An 18850-nucleotide genomic window follows, 5' to 3' on the forward strand; every position below is an offset into this window, starting at 1 on the left:
CGGCTTTCTGAACTTTATTATTTACCGTTGGAAAAAGCGAATTATTAACTCACTTATCTTTTAATACATCATAAGTTAATTTAGATAAAGGTCTTCTATTTGTAAAGTTATCAGTATTAAGGTCATTACCATATAAGAAAATGTTGATTTCATTTTCCGTTAATTTTAAATCTTGCTCGAATAATTTTTTCATTTCCTTTTTATAAGTTCTAGCACAGGCATTTTTTTTATATAAAATTTCTCTAACGGAATTTTTGTGTATTTGGTAAATATCATTGAGATGAAATAAATTAATTGTGTTCTCAATTAAAATTTGATTATTGGGATCTCCTTCGGTAATAACTAAATCCAAATCAAAAATTGTATTCCCGCCAGTAATGGAGATGATTTCTGAGTCGTTTCTAAGCTTTACTTGAAATTTAGCATTGAAATCTCCTTGATAAGGATTAATGATTTCTACACCTTTATCTGATTTGAATCTTGAATTACATATTTGGCAAGCTGGAACGAAGTTATATAAACTTAATGAAAATAAAGCAAAATGAGATTTAGGAAGAAAGTGATCTAAATCTGCAGTTGTTTTATTTTTATTCCCATCGAAATAAGATGTTATATATTGTCTATTACAGTAGGGACATACGGGAATGTCCATGTCCACTAATAATTTATGCCGTAATTCACCGCTCAAAAAGTCATAGTTAATAAAATTTGAAATTAATTTGTTTAATTGTGTTAGCTTAGCTTCAATTTCATTAATGAAATCTTTAAAAGTAGCATTAGTTGAGTGATAATTCTGATGTCTAGATATAATAGGAGTTATCCAATCGTTCAAATATTTATTGATAAATTGTTGTCTAAACCTTTGTCTTGATTGATTATTTTTTTGCCAGCCAATACGAGCTATTTCATCATTAATTTTAAATTTACCGTAAAATACTATTGATGCAGATTTGTAGTAATTTTCTAATTCCTTGTATTTTGTTATATTGTGATTGATAGGTTTAGTTATTAAATCTTTTATAAATTCTGATTCCCAATTATATAATAAAGAACCAAGTTTACCTAGATTAAATGGATTAGCAAAATACATTTTAAGTTTATTTGCGGTATATTTGTTGTCTAATATAAGGCTAATTTCTTTAAAATAATTAACTTTGCATTTTTCTAATATTGAAATATCAAGTTTAATCATAATTATAATCCTCACGCTCAATGTTTTTTTCATATAAATGTTGTAGTAATTTTTTTCTTATAACAACGTCATCAATTGAGTTTATTAAGGACTTAATATTATCGACTTCCTTAATACGTTGACCTCTATCAATGGTTTCCAAATTATTGATATCTTTTAAAATGTTTTTGAAAATCATATTCGCAAACTCCCCTATAGGTGATTCCATGAAAAATTCGGAATGAATAATGTCATAAAAGTTACTCATTAAACCGAATTTTCCTTTCTCAACTATTCTCTGAAATGAATCATTTTCCTTAACAATATCTATACAAGTTATATGTTCTTTAGGAATATCAGAAATCATAAAAGGGGAATGAGTTGAAATTATTATTTGAAATTTAAACTCTCTTAAAATATTGATTTCATTTATTATTTTCCATAAGTAGAAAATGAATTTTCTTGACCATTCTGGATGAAAGGATAAATCCGGTTCATCTAGTATTAGTATTATAGTATTAAATCTTTCATTTGCCTCAATAATATTGATAGAAGTATATATGTTTGAGAATATGTTGATAAATAAAGTTTCACCATAGCTCATATTATCTAACTTTACATCTACAATTGCTGACATGAAACTAGCATTTTCCGATTCTAAAAAATATAATAATTTGTATTTTTGAAAATCGAACCCTTCATTTAAAGGGAATTTTATAGTTGTATTATTAGTATAATATACCTCTTCAATAGACACTAAAAAATTTAACATCCTATTTTTAGTGTCATTGAATTCCTTAGGAAATGGGTCTGATTCTTTAATCATTTTATTTGAATAAATTATTAATTTGTTAAGGTAATTCACGCGACTTTTGAATTCTTCTTTGAATCTTGCAGTTGGAGTAAATAGATTTAGATCTTCTATATATGTTTCTTTGTATGTGGTATTTTTAAGGTTTTTATAAGTGTATTCAATAATTCCTAAAGTAAAGAGTTCTAAATATTGAAGGATAAATATTTCCTTGTGGGAATATGGCAATTTAGTTTCGTTATATTTATTAGGAATGAAATTTTTTGAACTTTTTTTTAATATAGTAAATGAATGATCTCCATATAAATTAAATATTTCTTCTTTGTATACTTCTAAATAATTTATTTCATAAGGATAAATATTTATAGAAACATTCTTTGTATCAGATAAACCTAAAGATTGCTTAGCATCAGATTCTTTGGAAAGAAATTGATATATAGAATGTATAAATGGCCTATTTAAGTATCTTCTATTTATTCCAACATGATAGTCTTCTTCAGAATACTCTTTTTTGGTCATCCAATTATAGTTAAGTTCATTACTGTAATAATGAATATGAGCTATTTCATTTATCCTGTGTTGGTTTTGAGGGTCAGTAGCAAATTGAATATAGTCTTCGAAGTTAGCTATTTTATTTTCGTAATCATAGGAGATTATAATACTATATTCAGGAGACGTTCCCTTCGGAATGTTTTTAATATTTCTAATGATATCAAAATTTGTTCCTTCTAATATAAATTTATTTTCTTCTAAATAGTATAGTGTGATATAGCTGAAAAACTCTCCTGTTTTTTTTCTTAGTAAATTCATTCTTTCTTGCTTTGTAGCTCCGATTAGTTCAAATAAAGTAGATTTGCCAGATCCATTTTTCCCAACCACTAAGTTAATATTATTTATTTTGTTACCCCAAAGATTTTCATAAGGATTAGACTTTTCATTAATAACTAATTGATTATTATCAAAATAAATATCAAAATCATTTGTGAAAGAGAAGGACTGGTTTTTAAAGCAATCACGTAATTTTTCAGTATAGACAAACAACAGCTGTGGATACATTTTCGTTTTTTCACCTCTATATTCCTATTATCCTAATATTATACAGTAAATGTTGTTTATAGAATTAATAAATTATTTTAAAGTCTAAGGGAGGAATTTTATGTAGATTTACTTTTTCACAAATCCATATCCTAATGAATTAATTTGGTCCTGTTGCAAAATTTGAAAAAAGCATAAATCAGTTGATGAATGAATAACAATATTTAGGCAGTGGCTAGTAATTGTTGTAATTCATTGTACACAGAAAAAACGGAGTCCAGTTGAAGACTGCGTCTATGTTTATATATAGCCTGAATTTTCCCGATTTCTTTCATTGAATGATGGTTTTAACAATAGATTTTAATAGTACTAGATTTGGTATAATAAGATTATGATTTAACTGCAAATTAAGACAAGGTACTACGATATGTGAGTTTTCGCTTTTGCTACTACTTTCAATATGAAAATTTTGATTTACAAGAGATCAATCCTAAGTTACTGTGTTGAATCTTATAAATGAATAAGGGTGATGATTGTGTCGGGGAGATTAAGCGTACAACAAAAAAAAGCTGTAGAAACGACTGAAGGACCATTACTAATTATAGCTGGACCAGGTTCAGGTAAAACTTATACACTAGTAGAACGTATTTTATATTTAATTGAACATAAGCAAGTCGAACCAGAAAATATTTTAGTAGCTACTTTCACTGAAAAAGCAGCTAATGAATTAGTTACTCGAATATCAAATAAACTCCATGAAGCAAATATTAAATTTAATCTTAACGAAATGTATGTTGGTACAATCCATTCTTTATGTCTTCGTATACTAGAGGAAAATAGAGAATATACACGATTAAAGAAAAATTATATATTAATGGATCAATTTGACCAGCAATACATGCTTTATCAAAAATTAAACCGATTTTTAGAACTTGATGAAATTGAATCCTTAGTAAATTTTAATACATCTCGTTGGAAGCAATCACAGGAATTATTAAAGTGGATTAACAAATTAAGTGAAGAGATAGTTGATATTAATAAATTAATTGATAGCGATGAAGCACGACTAAGCGTGCTAGGGAAATGCTACAAAGTTTATGAACAACTACTAATTGAAGAAAATGCATTAGACTTCTCAACAATCCAACTTGAAACATATAATCTTCTTCAGAATCATGAAGATGTAAGAAATAATCTAAATGAAAAATTACATTACTTAATGATCGATGAATTTCAGGATACGAATACGATTCAAGAAAAATTGGTATTTTTATTAGCTGGTAAGCAACAAAATATTTGTGTTGTTGGTGATGATGATCAAGGTTTATATCGATTTAGGGGAGCTACGATCCGTAATATTTTAGAATTCCCACAAAATTTCCCGAAAGGTATTTGCCAGCAAGTAGAACTTTCAACTAATTATCGTTCAAGTCCGGCAATTGTTCAGTTCTATAATCAATGGATGGAACAAAATAATTGGTCGAAAAATGGTACAACCTACCGTTTTGATAAAAAAATTACTGCACATGAATCTAATAAAGTAAATCAAAAAACAGTCGTTAAAGTATCTGGAGAAGATGGATTGGATGATTGGGAGAGTGAAGTATACTTATTCCTTCAAGCAATGAAAAAAGAAGGTAAAATTTCTGATTGGAATCAAGTAGCATTTCTTTTTCGTTCAGTAAAAAATCCAAGAGTATTGAATCTTTCTCGTTATTTAGAAGAAAGAGGTATCCTAGTTTATTCGCCTCGTTCAAATCTGTTCTTTGAAAGAAGAGAAATCAGACTAGCATTAGGCGCAATCTTATTTTTATTTCCGATGTATGCGCAACTTAGAAAATGGAATGATAGTGCTTTTCTTCCTGAATGGGATTTTTATGATGCTTGTTTATTAGAGTTTGCAGAGGAATTAAGAAAGCCAGAAAATCATGACTTGTTACGTTGGTGCAAAGAGAAAGCTAGAACCCATATGACACTGAATAAAAACTTAGATTATGCGTTTTCAGGATTATTTTATCAACTTATTCAATTTGAGTTATTTAGTGATTTGTTGAGTGATAATGTATTCACCGTGAAGGATAGTAGAGAAGTACGCAATCTGTCCCAGTTTTCTAAATTACTCACTAAATTTGAGTACCTTCATCATATTTCGGTATTCACACAAAAAAATATTGGCGATTCAGTGGTACGATTTTTCAACCAATATATACGATTCCTATTACAAGGTGGTATTGATGAATACGAGGATGATTCTGAGTATGCACCAAGTGGATGTGTATCATTCCTAACGATTCACCAATCTAAAGGTTTGGAATTTCCAATTGTAATTGTAGGGTCTCTAGAATCTACGCCGAGAAAGCAGTATACAGACATTGATGAGCTATTACAAACTGACTTTTATCAAAAGCCACCCTTTGAACCAATAGAACGGACGAAAATTTATGACTTCTATCGACTATATTACACGGCTTATTCGAGAGCGCAAAATTTACTCGTTTTAAGTTGTCAGGAGAATGTGGCGAATGGGCCAGGAACGAGAAATATACCATCCAAATACTTTACTGAATCTTATGGTCAACTAAAAAGTTGGCGAGATGAACCAACTATTTATAATATCGAATTAGCGCAGGTAAAGGATGTTAATATTAAGCGAGAGTACTCTTTCACATCTCATATTAATTTATTTGAAACATGTGCTTTACAATATAAATTTTATAAAGAACTAGGTTTTGCACCTGTACGTCAGGGGGCAACAATCTTTGGTACATTAGTTCATCAAACAATAGAAGATATTCATAAATCTGCGCTGAAAAACGAAGCATATTTAATCACCGAAGCAAATATCGAAGATTGGTTTAATACTAATTATCAGCACCTGTCTAAACGAGAGCGTGTATACCTAGCACCACAAACACAAGAAGCTGCATTGAAACAAGTGAAAAGTTATGTAGAAAAACAGTATGGTGACTGGTCCCATATTCAAGAGGCGGAAGTTGATGTATCCTTAGTAAAGGATAAATATATTCTCAAGGGAACAATCGATTTAGTAAAAGGTGACGGAGATACAGTAGAAATTGTCGATTTTAAATCCGAAAAGAAACCAGATTTAGTAAAAGAGCAAGATGCACTTTATCGTTATAAGCGACAACTTGAAGTGTATGCACATTTAGTAGAAGAACGAACAAACTATAAAGTAAGCAAGATGCACCTTTACTATACAGGAGAAAAAGATAGTAATCCGTATGTTACGTTTGAAAAAGACACATCTGTAATTAATCAAACGATTAAATCTTTTGATCGAATTGTTGACCGTATAGAAAGTCATGATTATACAATCAAACAAAGACCGAAAAAACACTGTGGAAACTGTGATATGCGTTTTTACTGTGATCGAAATTTATGAGGTGAAATGAATGAGCAATGAACAAGAACCACAAAATGTAGAAGAATATATATTTGATGAGCCGATAAAAGGCTTTCCTACTTTGAATTGGAAAGGAAAGCGAGCATACACATCAACTCAATACTATCCAGCTCAATTAAAAGAGTCTTATGGAGAACCTCAAAATGGATGGATGAATAAAATTTTCTGGGGTGATAATTTACAAGTAATGAGTCATTTATTAAAAAAATATAGGGGACAATTCAAATTGATTTACATTGATCCTCCATTTGACTCTAAGGCTCAATATAAAAAATCTGTTTCTATAAAGGGCAAAAGCGCCGAGAATGATACTTCGTTTTTTGAAGATACACAATATAACGATATTTGGGCCAATGATGATTACTTACAATTTATGTATGAAAGATTAATTCTTTTAAGAGAGCTATTAGCGGATGATGGATCTATCTATTTACATTGCGATTGGCATAAGTCTCATCATTTGAGAATGATAATGGATGAAATCTTTGGAGAGAGTAATTTTAGAAATGAAATCATTTGGGTTCGTTCAACGAATCCTAAAGGATCTCAACACGAATCTAGAACTTTTAGTCACTTTACTGATACTATATTTTATTATGTTAAGACACCGTCAGCAGAACTGAATCTAAATGCTGTAAGAATACCTTTAACAGAAAAAGAAATCGAAGAAAAGTATAGTCGTAAAGATGAGACTGGTAGGTACTACGATGCTCCAATATTACGTTCAAATGGTATGGGGGAAAGACCGCATCTAGTATATGAATATAAAGGATTTACTCCTGGACCGGCAGGATGGCGTATGAAAAAAAGCTCATTAGAAAAATTAGATTTAGAGGGAAACTTAGGATGGTCTAAAACAGGTAAACCATTTAGAAAACTAAGACCTGAAAGTGATAAAGGTAAACCTGTAGGTAGCTTTTGGAATGATATATCTCTAATAAATTCACAAGCAGAAGAACGTGTTGGTTATCCTACTCAAAAACCAGTTAAATTATTGGAGAGAATAATACTAGCATCTTCCAAACCTGGGGATATTGTTTTTGATTGCTTTATGGGGTCAGGAACTACACAAAACGCTGCAATGAATTTAGGGAGAAAATTTATAGGTGCAGATATTAATTTAGGATCTATTCAAACTACCACAAAAAGACTCATCAATGAAGTGAGAAAAATAGATGCTCTCTTAAAAGCAGACTCAGGGCAAATGACATTTAAAACTGAATTTGAAGACGAAGTTACTTCCGATAGTATATCGGAATATTATACAGGCTTTAATGTTTATAATGTTAATAATTATGATGTTTTCAAAAACCCTGTTGAAGCAAAAAATATATTATTAGAAGTTTTAGAAGTACAACCTTTGATTTCAAATTCAGTGTTTGATGGAGAGAAAGACGGCGCGATGGTGAAAATAATGCCTGTTAATAGAATAACTACTAAAGCCGATTTGAATGACTTGATTACAAATATAGATTATAAAATGTATGAAAAACGTCAACAAGAAAACCCAATGCAAATTGTCGAAAATATAATATTAGTATGTATGGGACACGATTCAGAAATAGGACCATATTTACAAAAGGAAATACCATTTAAAGTGAAAGTTGAAGTAATAGATATTTTACGAGATCGTTCAAAATTGGAATTTAAACGTGATTCGGAAGCTACAGTATCAATTCAAAATGGAAAATTATTGATAGATAGTTTTTATCCGATGAACCTTTTACAAAAACTCAGCATTATGCAAGAAAATGTAAGTAATTGGAAAGAGCTTGTTGAATCAGTAATGATTGATTGGAACTATGATGGTGCAGTTTTAGAACCTACAATCCTAGATATACCTGCAAAAAATGAATTTGTTGAAGGTGTATATGAAATTCCGGAAGATGCGGGTACTATTCGTGTGAAAATAACAGATCTATTGTCTGAATCGTTAGAGGTGAGTATCGAAAATGAGTAAAAAGAATTCTTTCGCTTTAGACTTTGCTTTCCATACACACCTATGGGATTTCTACTTTCAAAATAAAGCACGTATTCGTACAAAATATAAATTGTTGTCAAAGAAGTTTTTAGATTTTAATAATTATCAAAATCCAACTTCTTTTTTACGTCAACCACAATTTGAAGCGTTAGAAATCTATATTTTCTTAAAGGAATATCAAGACAACAAGAAAATTCATGACATATTTACTGATTGGTATGAAAGAAAAAACGGTTTTGAAAAGCGCGATGATATGGGTCTGGATAAGAATGAACAAATGTCTTGGCTTGCGCTAGAAGTAGATCAGTATAAAAGTGTATTTACTCGAATGAAAAAGTTTGAATTAACTTATGCTAACTATATTTTTGCGTTAACGATGGGCACGGGTAAAACAATCTTAATGGCTACTTGTATTTTCTACGAATTTTTATTAGCTAATAAGTTTCCAAAGGATAAGCGCTTTTGTCATAATGCGATTGTATTTGCACCAGACAAAACCGTTTTAGAATCTCTACGTGAAATTCAAACATTCGATAAATCAAAAGTAATTCCGCCTGAGTATTTAGCCTGGCTAGATAGCAATTTAAAGATCCATTTTTTAGAGGATACTGGTACAACATTAAATACGATTGATCGTTCAAAATATAATATTATTATTTCAAATACGCAAAAGATTATTTTAAAACGTCAACATAAGGAAAAATCAAAGATCGAAACATTTTTTAATTCCGCCTCATCAACAGGCTCCGCCTATGATCAACTAGGCGATTTATATGGTTTTGACGAGCCTTTAGAGGAAGGCGAATTACTGGGCAATCAAAGATTTTCTAAATTAACTCGCTTAGGTAATTTAGGTGTATTTATTGACGAAGCACATCATGCTTTTGGTGATGCTCTAGCAAGGGATATGGGGCTGAAAGCAGCTAAAACTAGTCTACGATTAACGATTAACGAGTTAGCATCTTCTCTTGAAAAATCTGGTACATCTGTGATCGGGTGCTACAATTTCACTGGTACACCATATTCGGGTAAAGAAGTTTTTCCTGAAGTAGTCTATTCTTATGGTTTACAAGAAGCTATAAATAAAGCGTATTTGAAAAAGGTTCATATTGAGGGTTATACAAATCCGAAATCAAAGGAATTTCTACGAATTGCAGTAAAAGATTTCTGGGAGAAGTACAATAATCAAAGGTACGAAGGAATGTTACCTAAACTCGCAATTTTTGCTAGTACCGTAGAAGAGTTACAAAATGAATTACGTCCAGAATTAGAAGAGACCTTAAATGATTTAGGTATTCCAATTGATAAAATTTTGGTGAATGTTGGTGATGATAAAATCACCTCAAATGATGACATTCGAGAATTTAATAAGTTAGATTCGCCTGGATCTAACAAGCAATTCATCCTATTAGTAAATAAAGGACGCGAGGGGTGGAATTGTCGTTCATTATTCGGTGTAGCATTATATCGAAAACCTAAATCAAAGGTATTTGTACTACAAGCTACAATGAGATGTTTACGAGCAATTGGACCAGTGCAAGAAACAGGACAAGTTTATTTATCAGAGGAGAACTTAGAGATTTTAGATGATGAGTTAAATAAAAATTTCCGTTTAAATATCGAAGATTTAAACAAAGTAGAAACTAATAAAGAAAAATATAAAATTAGATTAGTTCCACCTCCTGTTAAAGTTACATTAAATAGGACACAAAAATTACATTCATTAAGAGATAAAACTATTACAGGTGTAATTAATTTTGAACTAGGTAAAATTGATTTAACAAAGTACCAATTAAAACGAATTAGTCAGGATGGGTTAAAAGGTAATCGGAAAATCAGTGAAGATTTAAAAGATGAAAGAGACAAAAGACAATTTAGTCAATACACATTAGTGGCTGAAATTGCTAAATACCTCAATAAATCCTGTATTGAAATAGAAGATCTTTTATTGAATTCATTACCTGGTATCGAGCAACTCGTAGAATTAGTAAGTGATTATAATGACGTATTGTATGATCATATTATTCCTAAACTTTTTGAGTTCCTTTATGAATTAAAACCTTACGAAAGTAAAGAAGAATATCAAATCGATTTAGTTAAGGAACCAAGAGAGGGTTACTATCAGGTAACTGCAAAGCCAGAGCTAGTTGCAGAGTTATCACAAAGTGAATATACAGCCTTTAAAGAAAAAAGCTTTCATTTAGACACGTATTGTTTTGATTCAAAACCTGAGAAAAGATTTTTCGAAGATGTTGTCAATCTGCAAGATATAAAAAAAATCTATTTCACTGGTATGCTGACTCATGGCCAGACGGATTTTTATATTCAGTATATTGATCCAGACTCAAATATTGTAAGAAATTATTACCCCGACTTTTTAGTTGAAAAGACTAATGGAGATTATGTAATAGTTGAAGTTAAAGGTGATAATAAAATTGAAGATCCTGTAGTTTTAGCTAAAGAACGTGCAGCTAGAGAAACTGCGGCTGCAAGTAGAATGGAATATAAAATTATTAAAGGTAGCGAAGTAATGAATGGAGAATCTAATAATATTTTTTAAAGTTCACTATGTGTTTTACAGGAGTTCTTATAGGATGTCTTGAAGAACATGCATATTAATTTGATCAAACCATTTTATAAAAGCTAACTTAATAAGTTAATAAAAAGGACTCATTTTGATCAATCTTTGTTCAAAATGAGTCCTTTTCCCTTCCATATATTAGTAATAAAGAGGGGGATGCGACTAAGTTATAGACTGAACATTAATTAGGATGAATTCTTACAACTAACCTTGTGAAGGTGAAAATTTTGTGTGTTATTTTGAAATTTGTTGATTTAAAATAAAGTTTGATAAAACCCTGTTAATTAATAAAGGGTTTTCTTTTTACCCTTAAAACATTTACTTTAAAAATTAAACCACATGTTGAATATTTCTTAAAAAATAAAAAAAGGTGAAGAATTATTTAACATTAGTAGAAAAGGGAGAGTTAGAAATGAATAAGCGAGACTTTTCAATCATTTTTAGGGGAGAATATGAACATTTTTTTACTAACGAAAACATTACTTGTGAGCAGATATATGAGTTACAACGAAATAACGAAATGCTTAATACCGAGTTAATAATATTAAGACTACTGTGTTGCTATTGTGGAATAAACAGCCAAGTGGATATAAAAGAGGTAGTTCCTTTTCTAAATAAACGTTACAAAGCAAAAACTCATACTCTTGGGTTTAATTATGGAAAAGAACAACAGTTAGACAATACTGTAGAAGTAGATGGTAAGCTGAAAATTGTAATGTCAATCAAGGGAAGCGAAAAGAAAGGTGATTTAAGAAAAGCTTGCCTTATAAATCCCTTAATTGTGAAATATAAAGATATTTTTCTTAAAGGTAACGAAGGAAAATTCAAGGTTGGCGAGAAAATTCCTGTTCCCTTACAAGATATGGCTAGAATATGGAATGTAAAAGAAATGGGTCACAATTTTCAATCAATCACAATAACGTATGATAAGGAACCATTAAGAAATGATAATGATTGGTATTCCCTATTTGAAAAAGAACCCTATAATCACAGATATTTATTCCTAAAAGGAAATAAGAACTATTTTTTCGAAGAATTAGAAGCTAAGTTACCTTTAATAAAAAGGTACAAAAAAATATAGACCACCACGAGCCTTAAATGAATTAAATTAAGTGATTACAACCTTCGATTAACAGAAATACTACTTTTTCTTGTTCAACAAACGGGCACGATTGTTGAAAATCATAGGTAGAAAATGATCAAACTTTTTTATAAAAACCAAACTTAAATCTGCTGAAGAAGAATCCATTTTGATCAAACTTTTTTTCAAAATAGATTCTTCTTATTTATCGTAAATATGGGTTTACGAGGCACTTTTAATCAAACTTTATTTTAAAGCTACAACATATTAACTTGTGTGCTTTAGGGCACATATAAAGTATAAAGTTTTTGTAGTAATTTTATATTAAGGCTTCTACTTTTTATGAAACAACTAATCCGTCTTCAAAAAGTTCAGATTCCCAAGAACTTATTTGACTCAATTTGATTTCAGGGGCTATATCATTATTTTTCTTTAGATGCGTCTCTAAATGGATTGGGTTAAGTAATTTTAGAAAGATAAGAATATCTTTTGCCGTTCTTACTTTTTCATCTCGATCAATGAAGGGGTAAAAATCTTTATCCATAAAAATATGTGCACGGTTCTCAAGATGACTGTCACCATGTAACACCAATCTATACATACTATTACTAAAATGCTCCTGATATTTTGGTTCTTTAGGTAGTTGATTTAGAATTCTAGAATCTGTAGTTAACTTATCAATACCCATTTTATAATTGAAGGTTCCAAATGCTTCAAGTACTTTTCTCATAGTATTTCCTATAGAATTTTCATACGTATCTTGATTTACCCCACTTGCATATTCATATATTTGTTGTAAAAACAAGCTATAATCGTTACTAACATCTTTAAAAGGAATTAAAGCATGGTTCATTAATTTAGATTTTAAAATCTCTTTATTTCCTTTTATTCCGATGTCGTTGTAGATTTTCTCTACATTATAGAATACTTCTAAATCATGGGTGAAGAATATAGCCTTACTTTCAGCGTTACCACTGTGAATTTGATTTAAGATAAATCTTAAAAACGAATATATGCCTATCTTATTCTCAAAATCAAAACTAGAAATTGGATCATCTAGTACTAATATACAAGGAGAAGAAAATTTATCTTCTTCAGATTTATTTTGGAACATTAGTGAGAAATAATAGCTTAAAGCTACTGCATTCCTTTCTCCAATAGATAGAGATTTTAATTGAATTTGCTCCCCACGGGATTTTATGATGTATCGATTATTATCTGCATGTAGTGTTAATCTGTCTTTAGCATAAAAAATGAAACTTAAAAATTTATTTATTGTATCACAAGCAATTTCTGTGTTTGCTATTTGTGCCTTCAAACTAGTTAAATAACTCTCTACTTTTTCTAATGCATTTGTTCCTTGTTTTATATTGAAGCAGAGTTTTTTATAATTTTGTCTTTTATCTAAATAATTATTATAGTCTTCTTTATTTTCTTTTAAAGCTATCTGTTGATTTATCTCAATTAATTCTTGCTTAATAGCCTCAATTTTTGAAATTTGTAAATTAAATTCTTCAATTTGATGTTTAAATTCATCTAAAGTCTCATTAATTAATCTATGTACTTTTAAAATTTCAAATTCAAGATGTATAGGTATATAAACATTTATTTTTTTTGCAGATATACTGTCATTAATTAATTCAACTTGACGATTATATTCTGTATACAGTTCTTTAAGTTTATAAATTTTATCTTTATTGTCAAAATTATCATAAGCTGAAAAATCAAATTGAATGTAATTTATATTAAGTTTTTCCAAATCTCTTATATGGAGTTTGGCATCTTCAGTTTCTAATATCAGAGACAGTGACTTTAAAACTGATTGTTTATATTCATTACTTAAATCTTGATAGCATACTGGACAATGAGTTTTTTCTTCTAAAGATAGAATTTCCGTAGATTGGTTTAAGAAGTTATTATTATTTTCTTCAATAATATTTAAAATTTTCTTTTCACGCTCTGTTAAATCAGGTATAGGGATTTCAAGCGATAAATGACGCCTGATTATTTCAATGTCCTTTGAAATATTATGTATATTTTGAGGGACTGGAAGTAGACTTGCTTGTTTAGAAGTTTCATAAATATTATATTTAGTTGTGTATCTCTCTTCTAAACATTCAAGATCCTCTTCACGTTCTTGAATGTGCATTAAACTATGTACACCTTGCTCACTTACGGGTGAGTTTGTTTTATTACCAAGAATTTTTCTTTGTCGTTCAGCCCATTTTCTTCGAAGTTTTTCTATAATTTTTCCTAAATAATAGTCTGGTGCATCTGTAGAACTTCTATCTAAATAAACTCTTTCACGATCTCTTAAATCAGATAATTCTTTTTGGCGTTCTGATATTTCTAATTCTGTTTTTGTTATTTTTTCTGAGATATCTTGTTGAGCGCCTAACATAACAATTGTATCTAAGCCTTCTTCTTTAAAATGAACATTATTCAAAATAAAGTCTTCATTGTAGACAAAAATAGGTACTTCCTTAAGAGTTTCTTCTGAAATTACATTCCTAGTTTCGTTATCCTCACCCAATTCCTTGAATATTAGAGTTTCGTAATTCCCCTTGTGTAAGGGGTCCATTAACGTAACTCTTTTCTCATAAAAAGCTTTAGATAAACTGGATTTACCACTTCCATTTTTTCCATAGATAATTGAAGATTTTTGATTAACTTTATCAAAAAAAGCAAATTCACTATTTTCTTTAAAGCAAGCTCCTTTAATTTCAATAGCTGAAAAATTCATCTTCATAGATCCCTCCTATAATGTGATATGAATATATATTACTATATTTTTAAATCACGATAATTATAAAATCTATCAATTAAAGTAAATTACTATACTAATTCCGCAAAGTTGGAAACATAATATATAAATTATAAAATTAAATTTGCTTCTTTTTGAATGAACTTCTATTTTATAAGAGGGCTGATTAAAACTTATTTAGAATTCTTTGATTGAGGGGATAACATATCACATCTTTTTTTGTAAACGCAGCAAGTTCATTCGAAATTTTGCGTCTTTCTTACAACCACCTGATATTTATTTTAAACTCACAACTTATATTTGGATATTATTTTGTAAATCACAGATAGTAATTTCTAAATAAAAAGTGAACTATGTATACTTTTTATTTATGTGCAATTTAATAAACTCTAGATATTGTTGTTAAATCAAAGGTGTAACATGTTTTAAGATTTATGTACAAGAAAGTTTTATAGAGATAATCCAGCGTCTGTAGCGACAATAATTTCATTTACATCTTTTCTAAGTAGCTGGCTTTTCACAGCATTAAACTGTTTACCAGTTTGTTTAATAACCGTTAATTTCAAACGCTCCGGTAGCATCGGTAAGTCTTCTAAATTCCACTTTTTATATTTCACATCATAGCTTTCTGGATCTGCTAATGTAACGAGATGACCTAAAGCCCAAGTTACAATATATTTACTACCTTCAAGATAACCGTTTCCTTTTTTATCACACTTCAGTACACGAGCAATATCTCGCGCAACGGAAGGTTTTTCAGCGATTACAACGCTTTTTGACATATTAAAAACATCCTTTCAAATTTCCATAAGTTAAATATAGCATACATTTTCTTGAGATTCAGTTTCGCTCGAGGTTTGAGCTGTTTTAGTGGAATGAACAAAACTCCCACTGATTAAAGTTTCACTTTATACGGAAAAGTAAAGAACTTGTTATTTTACTAGAATAAGAGTAGACTTTGAAGTAGATGAATAAGAAACACATGGGAGTTTGTGGATGCAAACTGAGAGTATGACTAATCCGTCATTGACCATTTGAACCTGTTGGATAATGCCAGCGTAGGGAGAGTGTAAAAGCACATGTTCAGGCACTTTGCATACGCGCAAAGTGCCTTTTTGTGTATCTCCCATCATTATAGTTAGGAGATGAAAAGGATGAATATGAAAGAAATTAGTAAAGTAGTGGATTTAGTGAGGGAATCTAATCCGCTCGTTCATAATATTACAAATGTTGTTGTAACAAACTTTACAGCGAACGGTTTGTTAGCACTAGGGGCATCGCCTGTAATGGCGTATGCAAAAGAAGAAGTAGCAGAAATGGCTAGCATTGCGGGAGCGTTAGTATTAAATATGGGAACACTTCGTCCCGAGGAAGTAGAAGCGATGTTACTTGCTGGTAAGTCGGCTAATACGAATGATGTACCAGTATTGTTTGATCCTGTTGGCGCAGGAGCAACATCGTATCGAACAGAAGTTGCGAGACATATTCCAGCTGAAATAGATCTAGCGATAATTCGTGGGAATGCAGCTGAAGTAGCTAACGTTATTAATGAGAGATGGGAAATTAAAGGGGTAGATGCTGGTACTGGAAATGGCAATGTTGTAAATATTGCAAAACAGACAGCAGAGGAATTGAATACAGTTGCGGTCATTACTGGAAAAGAAGATGTCGTTACAGATGGAGAGCGAACGATTCTTATTCGAAACGGTCACTCTATTTTAACAAAGGTTACTGGAACGGGTTGTTTACTAACTTCTGTAATAGGAGCATTTATTGCGGTAGAAAAAGATTATGTAAAGGCAGCAGTAGCAGCAGTAACATTTTATGGTGTAGCTGCGGAACTAGCAGCTGCTAAGACGGTAGAAAAAGGGCCTGGTAGTTTCCAAATTGAATTTTTAAATCAATTAGCGAATACAACTTCCGGTGATGTTGAGAAGTATGGGAAGATTGAGGAGTTAGAGTAAGGGGATGAAACACATGATGCGCATTGAAACCAAGAAAATGTCTAACCTATTACAAGTGTATTTTATTATGGGAAGCAATAATTGCATGAAGGATCCGTTAGCTATATTGAAAGAAGCGTTAGACGGTGGAGTGACACTTTTTCAATTTCGTGAAAAGGGAGAAGGGACTTTAACTGGAGAGGATAGAGTGCGTTTTGCAAAGAAATTGCAGGCGCTTTGCAAGGAATATGGTGTTCCTTTCATTGTAAATGATGATGTAGAATTGGCCGTTGAATTAGATGCAGATGGTGTTCATGTAGGACAAGATGATGAAGGGATTGCATCTGTTCGTGAAAAGATGGGAGATAAAATTATCGGTGTATCTACACATACAATTGAAGAAGCAAAATGGGCGATTGAAAACGGAGCTGATTATTTAGGAGTTGGCCCTATTTTCCCAACGAGTACGAAAAAAGATACGAAAGCTGTTCAAGGAACGAAAGGTTTAGCTCATTTTAGAGAACAAGGAATTACAGTGCCGATTGTTGGTATCGGTGGGATTACAATTGAAAATACTGCTGCCGTTATAGAAGCGGGTGCGGATGGTGTTTCAGTTATTTCTGCAATTAGTCTAGCGGATTCTGCGTATGAAAGTACGAAGCGATTAGCTGGGGAAGTAAATAAGTGTTTGTAGATAAAAGACCATGTAGTATGAAAATACTACGTGGTCTTTTGTCGTATAAAACAAAATATGCCGCCTAAACTAGTATGTATAAACATATATTGTTTCGGAGGCGAAGGCATGATTGTATTTCAGGATATTATAGCTGCTTATGAGAAAATGAAGGGCATTGTACATATGACCCCATTAGATTATTCAAGTACATTTAGTGAGTTATCACAGAATGAAGTGTATTTAAAGCTGGAGAATTTACAAAAGACAGGCTCTTTTAAAGTACGTGGTTCTTATAATAAAATGGTTTCTCTTGAGAAAGGTGATTTAGAAAATGGTGTTGTTGCGGCATCTGCTGGAAATCATGCGCAAGGAGTCGCTTATTCTAGTAATATGCTTAGTATTCCTTGTACGATTGTGATGCCAAAAGGTGCTCCGTTAAGTAAGGTACTTGCGACAAAAAAGTACGGTGCACATGTAGAATTACAAGGTGATGTATTTGATGATGCATTAGCTTATGCACTAGATTTAAAAGAGAAGACAGGAGCGAAATTTGTACATCCATTTGATGATGAAGCAGTAATTGCTGGTCAAGGTACAGTCGGTCTGGAAATATTACAACAGCTGGAAGAGGTAGAGGCTGTTATTTGTCCTATTGGAGGTGGAGGATTAATTGCAGGAGTTGCGATGGCAATTAAAGAACAAAAGCCATCAGTGAAAATATATGGGGTGCAGACACTTGCTTGTCCGGGAATGAAACAGTCACTTGAGGAAAAGAAGGTAATAACAGTAGAGTCGACGCCAACTATGGCGGATGGAATCGCGGTTAAAAGGCCAGGTGATTTGACTTTTGAACTTGTACAACGTTATGTGGATGATGTGTTTTGTGTAGATGAAATGGAAATTGCACGAACGATGTTAATGCTTCTTGAACGGAACAAATTGTTGGTTGAAGGGTCTGGTGCGAGCTCATTAGCTTCTTTGCTTTATCACAAAGTCCCAATAAAAGAAAAAAAGGTCGTATCCGTACTAAGTGGTGGAAATGTCGATGTAAACTTTATTTCGCGTATTATTGAGCATGGAATGGTTGAAGCAGGACGCTTCATTCACATCGCGACAATGATTAAAGATAAGCCAGGCTATTTGCATCATTTGCTCGAGATTGTAACAAATTTTGAAGCGAATGTATTAAATATACATTTAGAACGGATTGGTACAAAGGTATTTCCAGGATATGCGCAATTGCACTTGTCATTAGAAACGAAAGATAGAAATCATATTGAAGAAATATTGAGTGGTTTAAAAAAGAAAGGGTATGTTGTAGAAGTTATTGATTGAAAAAATTAAACAAACGTTTAATTAAAAAAGCACAAACCCTTTTAATTT

The 18850-nt window shown here is 31.1% G+C and carries 10 protein-coding genes, 2 pseudogenes and 1 riboswitch; of the genes and pseudogenes, 7 read left to right on the top strand and 5 right to left on the bottom strand.

The window, feature by feature from the left end; genetic code table 11:
• Window positions 1–49: 49 nt before the first annotated feature.
• The 3 genes and pseudogenes from ACUN26_RS26130 to ACUN26_RS26140 form a co-directional block, all read right to left on the bottom strand.
• Window positions 50–1192: an HNH endonuclease gene (locus ACUN26_RS26130; RefSeq protein ID WP_445540897.1), complete on the bottom strand. Its 1143-nt coding sequence runs from the start codon at window positions 1190–1192 to the stop codon at window positions 50–52.
• Complete coding sequence (locus tag ACUN26_RS26135) at window positions 1185–3038, bottom strand: AAA family ATPase (RefSeq protein WP_445540898.1); 1854 nt, start codon at window positions 3036–3038, stop codon at window positions 1185–1187. Before ACUN26_RS26135 ends, ACUN26_RS26130 begins: the two co-directional genes overlap by 8 nt.
• Before the next feature lie 203 nt (window positions 3039–3241).
• Window positions 3242–3343: pseudogene (locus ACUN26_RS26140) on the bottom strand (IS6 family transposase); the annotation flags it as partial.
• A 203-nt stretch (window positions 3344–3546) separates the two neighbouring features.
• Between ACUN26_RS26140 and ACUN26_RS26145 the strand changes: the two are divergent.
• From ACUN26_RS26145 to ACUN26_RS26160, 4 genes are all read left to right on the top strand, one after another.
• Entirely contained in the window at window positions 3547–6420 is a 2874-nt protein-coding gene (locus tag ACUN26_RS26145) for an ATP-dependent helicase (protein WP_445540899.1), read from the top strand.
• A gap of 10 nt (window positions 6421–6430) precedes the next feature.
• Window positions 6431–8401: a site-specific DNA-methyltransferase gene (locus ACUN26_RS26150; RefSeq protein ID WP_445540900.1), complete on the top strand. Its 1971-nt coding sequence runs from the start codon at window positions 6431–6433 to the stop codon at window positions 8399–8401.
• Window positions 8394–10982 carry a TnsA endonuclease N-terminal domain-containing protein gene (locus tag ACUN26_RS26155; RefSeq protein ID WP_445540901.1) on the top strand — a complete coding sequence of 863 codons (2589 nt, stop codon included), beginning with the start codon at window positions 8394–8396 and terminating at the stop codon, window positions 10980–10982. Before ACUN26_RS26150 ends, ACUN26_RS26155 begins: the two co-directional genes overlap by 8 nt.
• A gap of 433 nt (window positions 10983–11415) precedes the next feature.
• Entirely contained in the window at window positions 11416–12084 is a 669-nt protein-coding gene (locus ACUN26_RS26160) for a hypothetical protein (protein WP_445540902.1), read from the top strand.
• 340 nt (window positions 12085–12424) lie between these two features.
• Here the strand turns inward: ACUN26_RS26160 and ACUN26_RS26165 are convergent, their stop codons facing one another.
• Window positions 12425–14833, bottom strand: a complete 2409-nt coding sequence (locus ACUN26_RS26165; protein ID WP_445540903.1) for an AAA family ATPase — start codon at window positions 14831–14833, stop codon at window positions 12425–12427.
• A 476-nt stretch (window positions 14834–15309) separates the two neighbouring features.
• Window positions 15310–15630, bottom strand: a pseudogene (locus ACUN26_RS26170) (toprim domain-containing protein); the annotation flags it as partial.
• 190 nt (window positions 15631–15820) lie between these two features.
• Window positions 15821–15930, top strand: a riboswitch (TPP riboswitch).
• A 72-nt stretch (window positions 15931–16002) separates the two neighbouring features.
• Between ACUN26_RS26170 and thiM the strand changes: the two are divergent.
• The 3 genes from thiM to ilvA all read left to right on the top strand — a co-directional run bounded on the left by thiM (window position 16003) and on the right by ilvA (window position 18802).
• Complete coding sequence (thiM, locus tag ACUN26_RS26175; RefSeq protein ID WP_001056100.1) at window positions 16003–16812, top strand: hydroxyethylthiazole kinase; 810 nt, start codon at window positions 16003–16005, stop codon at window positions 16810–16812.
• Between the two features lie 13 nt (window positions 16813–16825).
• Entirely contained in the window at window positions 16826–17485 is a 660-nt protein-coding gene (gene thiE, locus ACUN26_RS26180; RefSeq protein WP_000984528.1) for a thiamine phosphate synthase, read from the top strand.
• Between the two features lie 108 nt (window positions 17486–17593).
• Window positions 17594–18802, top strand: a complete 1209-nt coding sequence (gene ilvA / locus ACUN26_RS26185; RefSeq protein ID WP_000634740.1) for a threonine ammonia-lyase — start codon at window positions 17594–17596, stop codon at window positions 18800–18802.
• Window positions 18803–18850 lie beyond the last annotated feature (48 nt).

It is taken from the genome of Bacillus sp. WC2503, from assembly GCF_052682895.1.

Coding starts and splice junctions, on each gene's coding strand:
- ACUN26_RS26155 (WP_445540901.1), top strand. CDS start 8,394: ATGAGTAAAAAGAATTCTTTCGCTTTAGACTTTGCTTTCCATACACAC.
- ACUN26_RS26160 (WP_445540902.1), top strand. CDS start 11,416: ATGAATAAGCGAGACTTTTCAATCATTTTTAGGGGAGAATATGAACAT.
- ACUN26_RS26145 (WP_445540899.1), top strand. CDS start 3,547: ATGATTGTGTCGGGGAGATTAAGCGTACAACAAAAAAAAGCTGTAGAA.
- ilvA (WP_000634740.1), top strand. CDS start 17,594: ATGATTGTATTTCAGGATATTATAGCTGCTTATGAGAAAATGAAGGGC.
- ACUN26_RS26130 (WP_445540897.1), bottom strand. CDS start 1,192: ATGATTAAACTTGATATTTCAATATTAGAAAAATGCAAAGTTAATTAT.
- ACUN26_RS26150 (WP_445540900.1), top strand. CDS start 6,431: ATGAGCAATGAACAAGAACCACAAAATGTAGAAGAATATATATTTGAT.
- thiE (WP_000984528.1), top strand. CDS start 16,826: ATGATGCGCATTGAAACCAAGAAAATGTCTAACCTATTACAAGTGTAT.
- ACUN26_RS26165 (WP_445540903.1), bottom strand. CDS start 14,833: ATGAAGATGAATTTTTCAGCTATTGAAATTAAAGGAGCTTGCTTTAAA.
- thiM (WP_001056100.1), top strand. CDS start 16,003: ATGAATATGAAAGAAATTAGTAAAGTAGTGGATTTAGTGAGGGAATCT.
- ACUN26_RS26135 (WP_445540898.1), bottom strand. CDS start 3,038: ATGTATCCACAGCTGTTGTTTGTCTATACTGAAAAATTACGTGATTGC.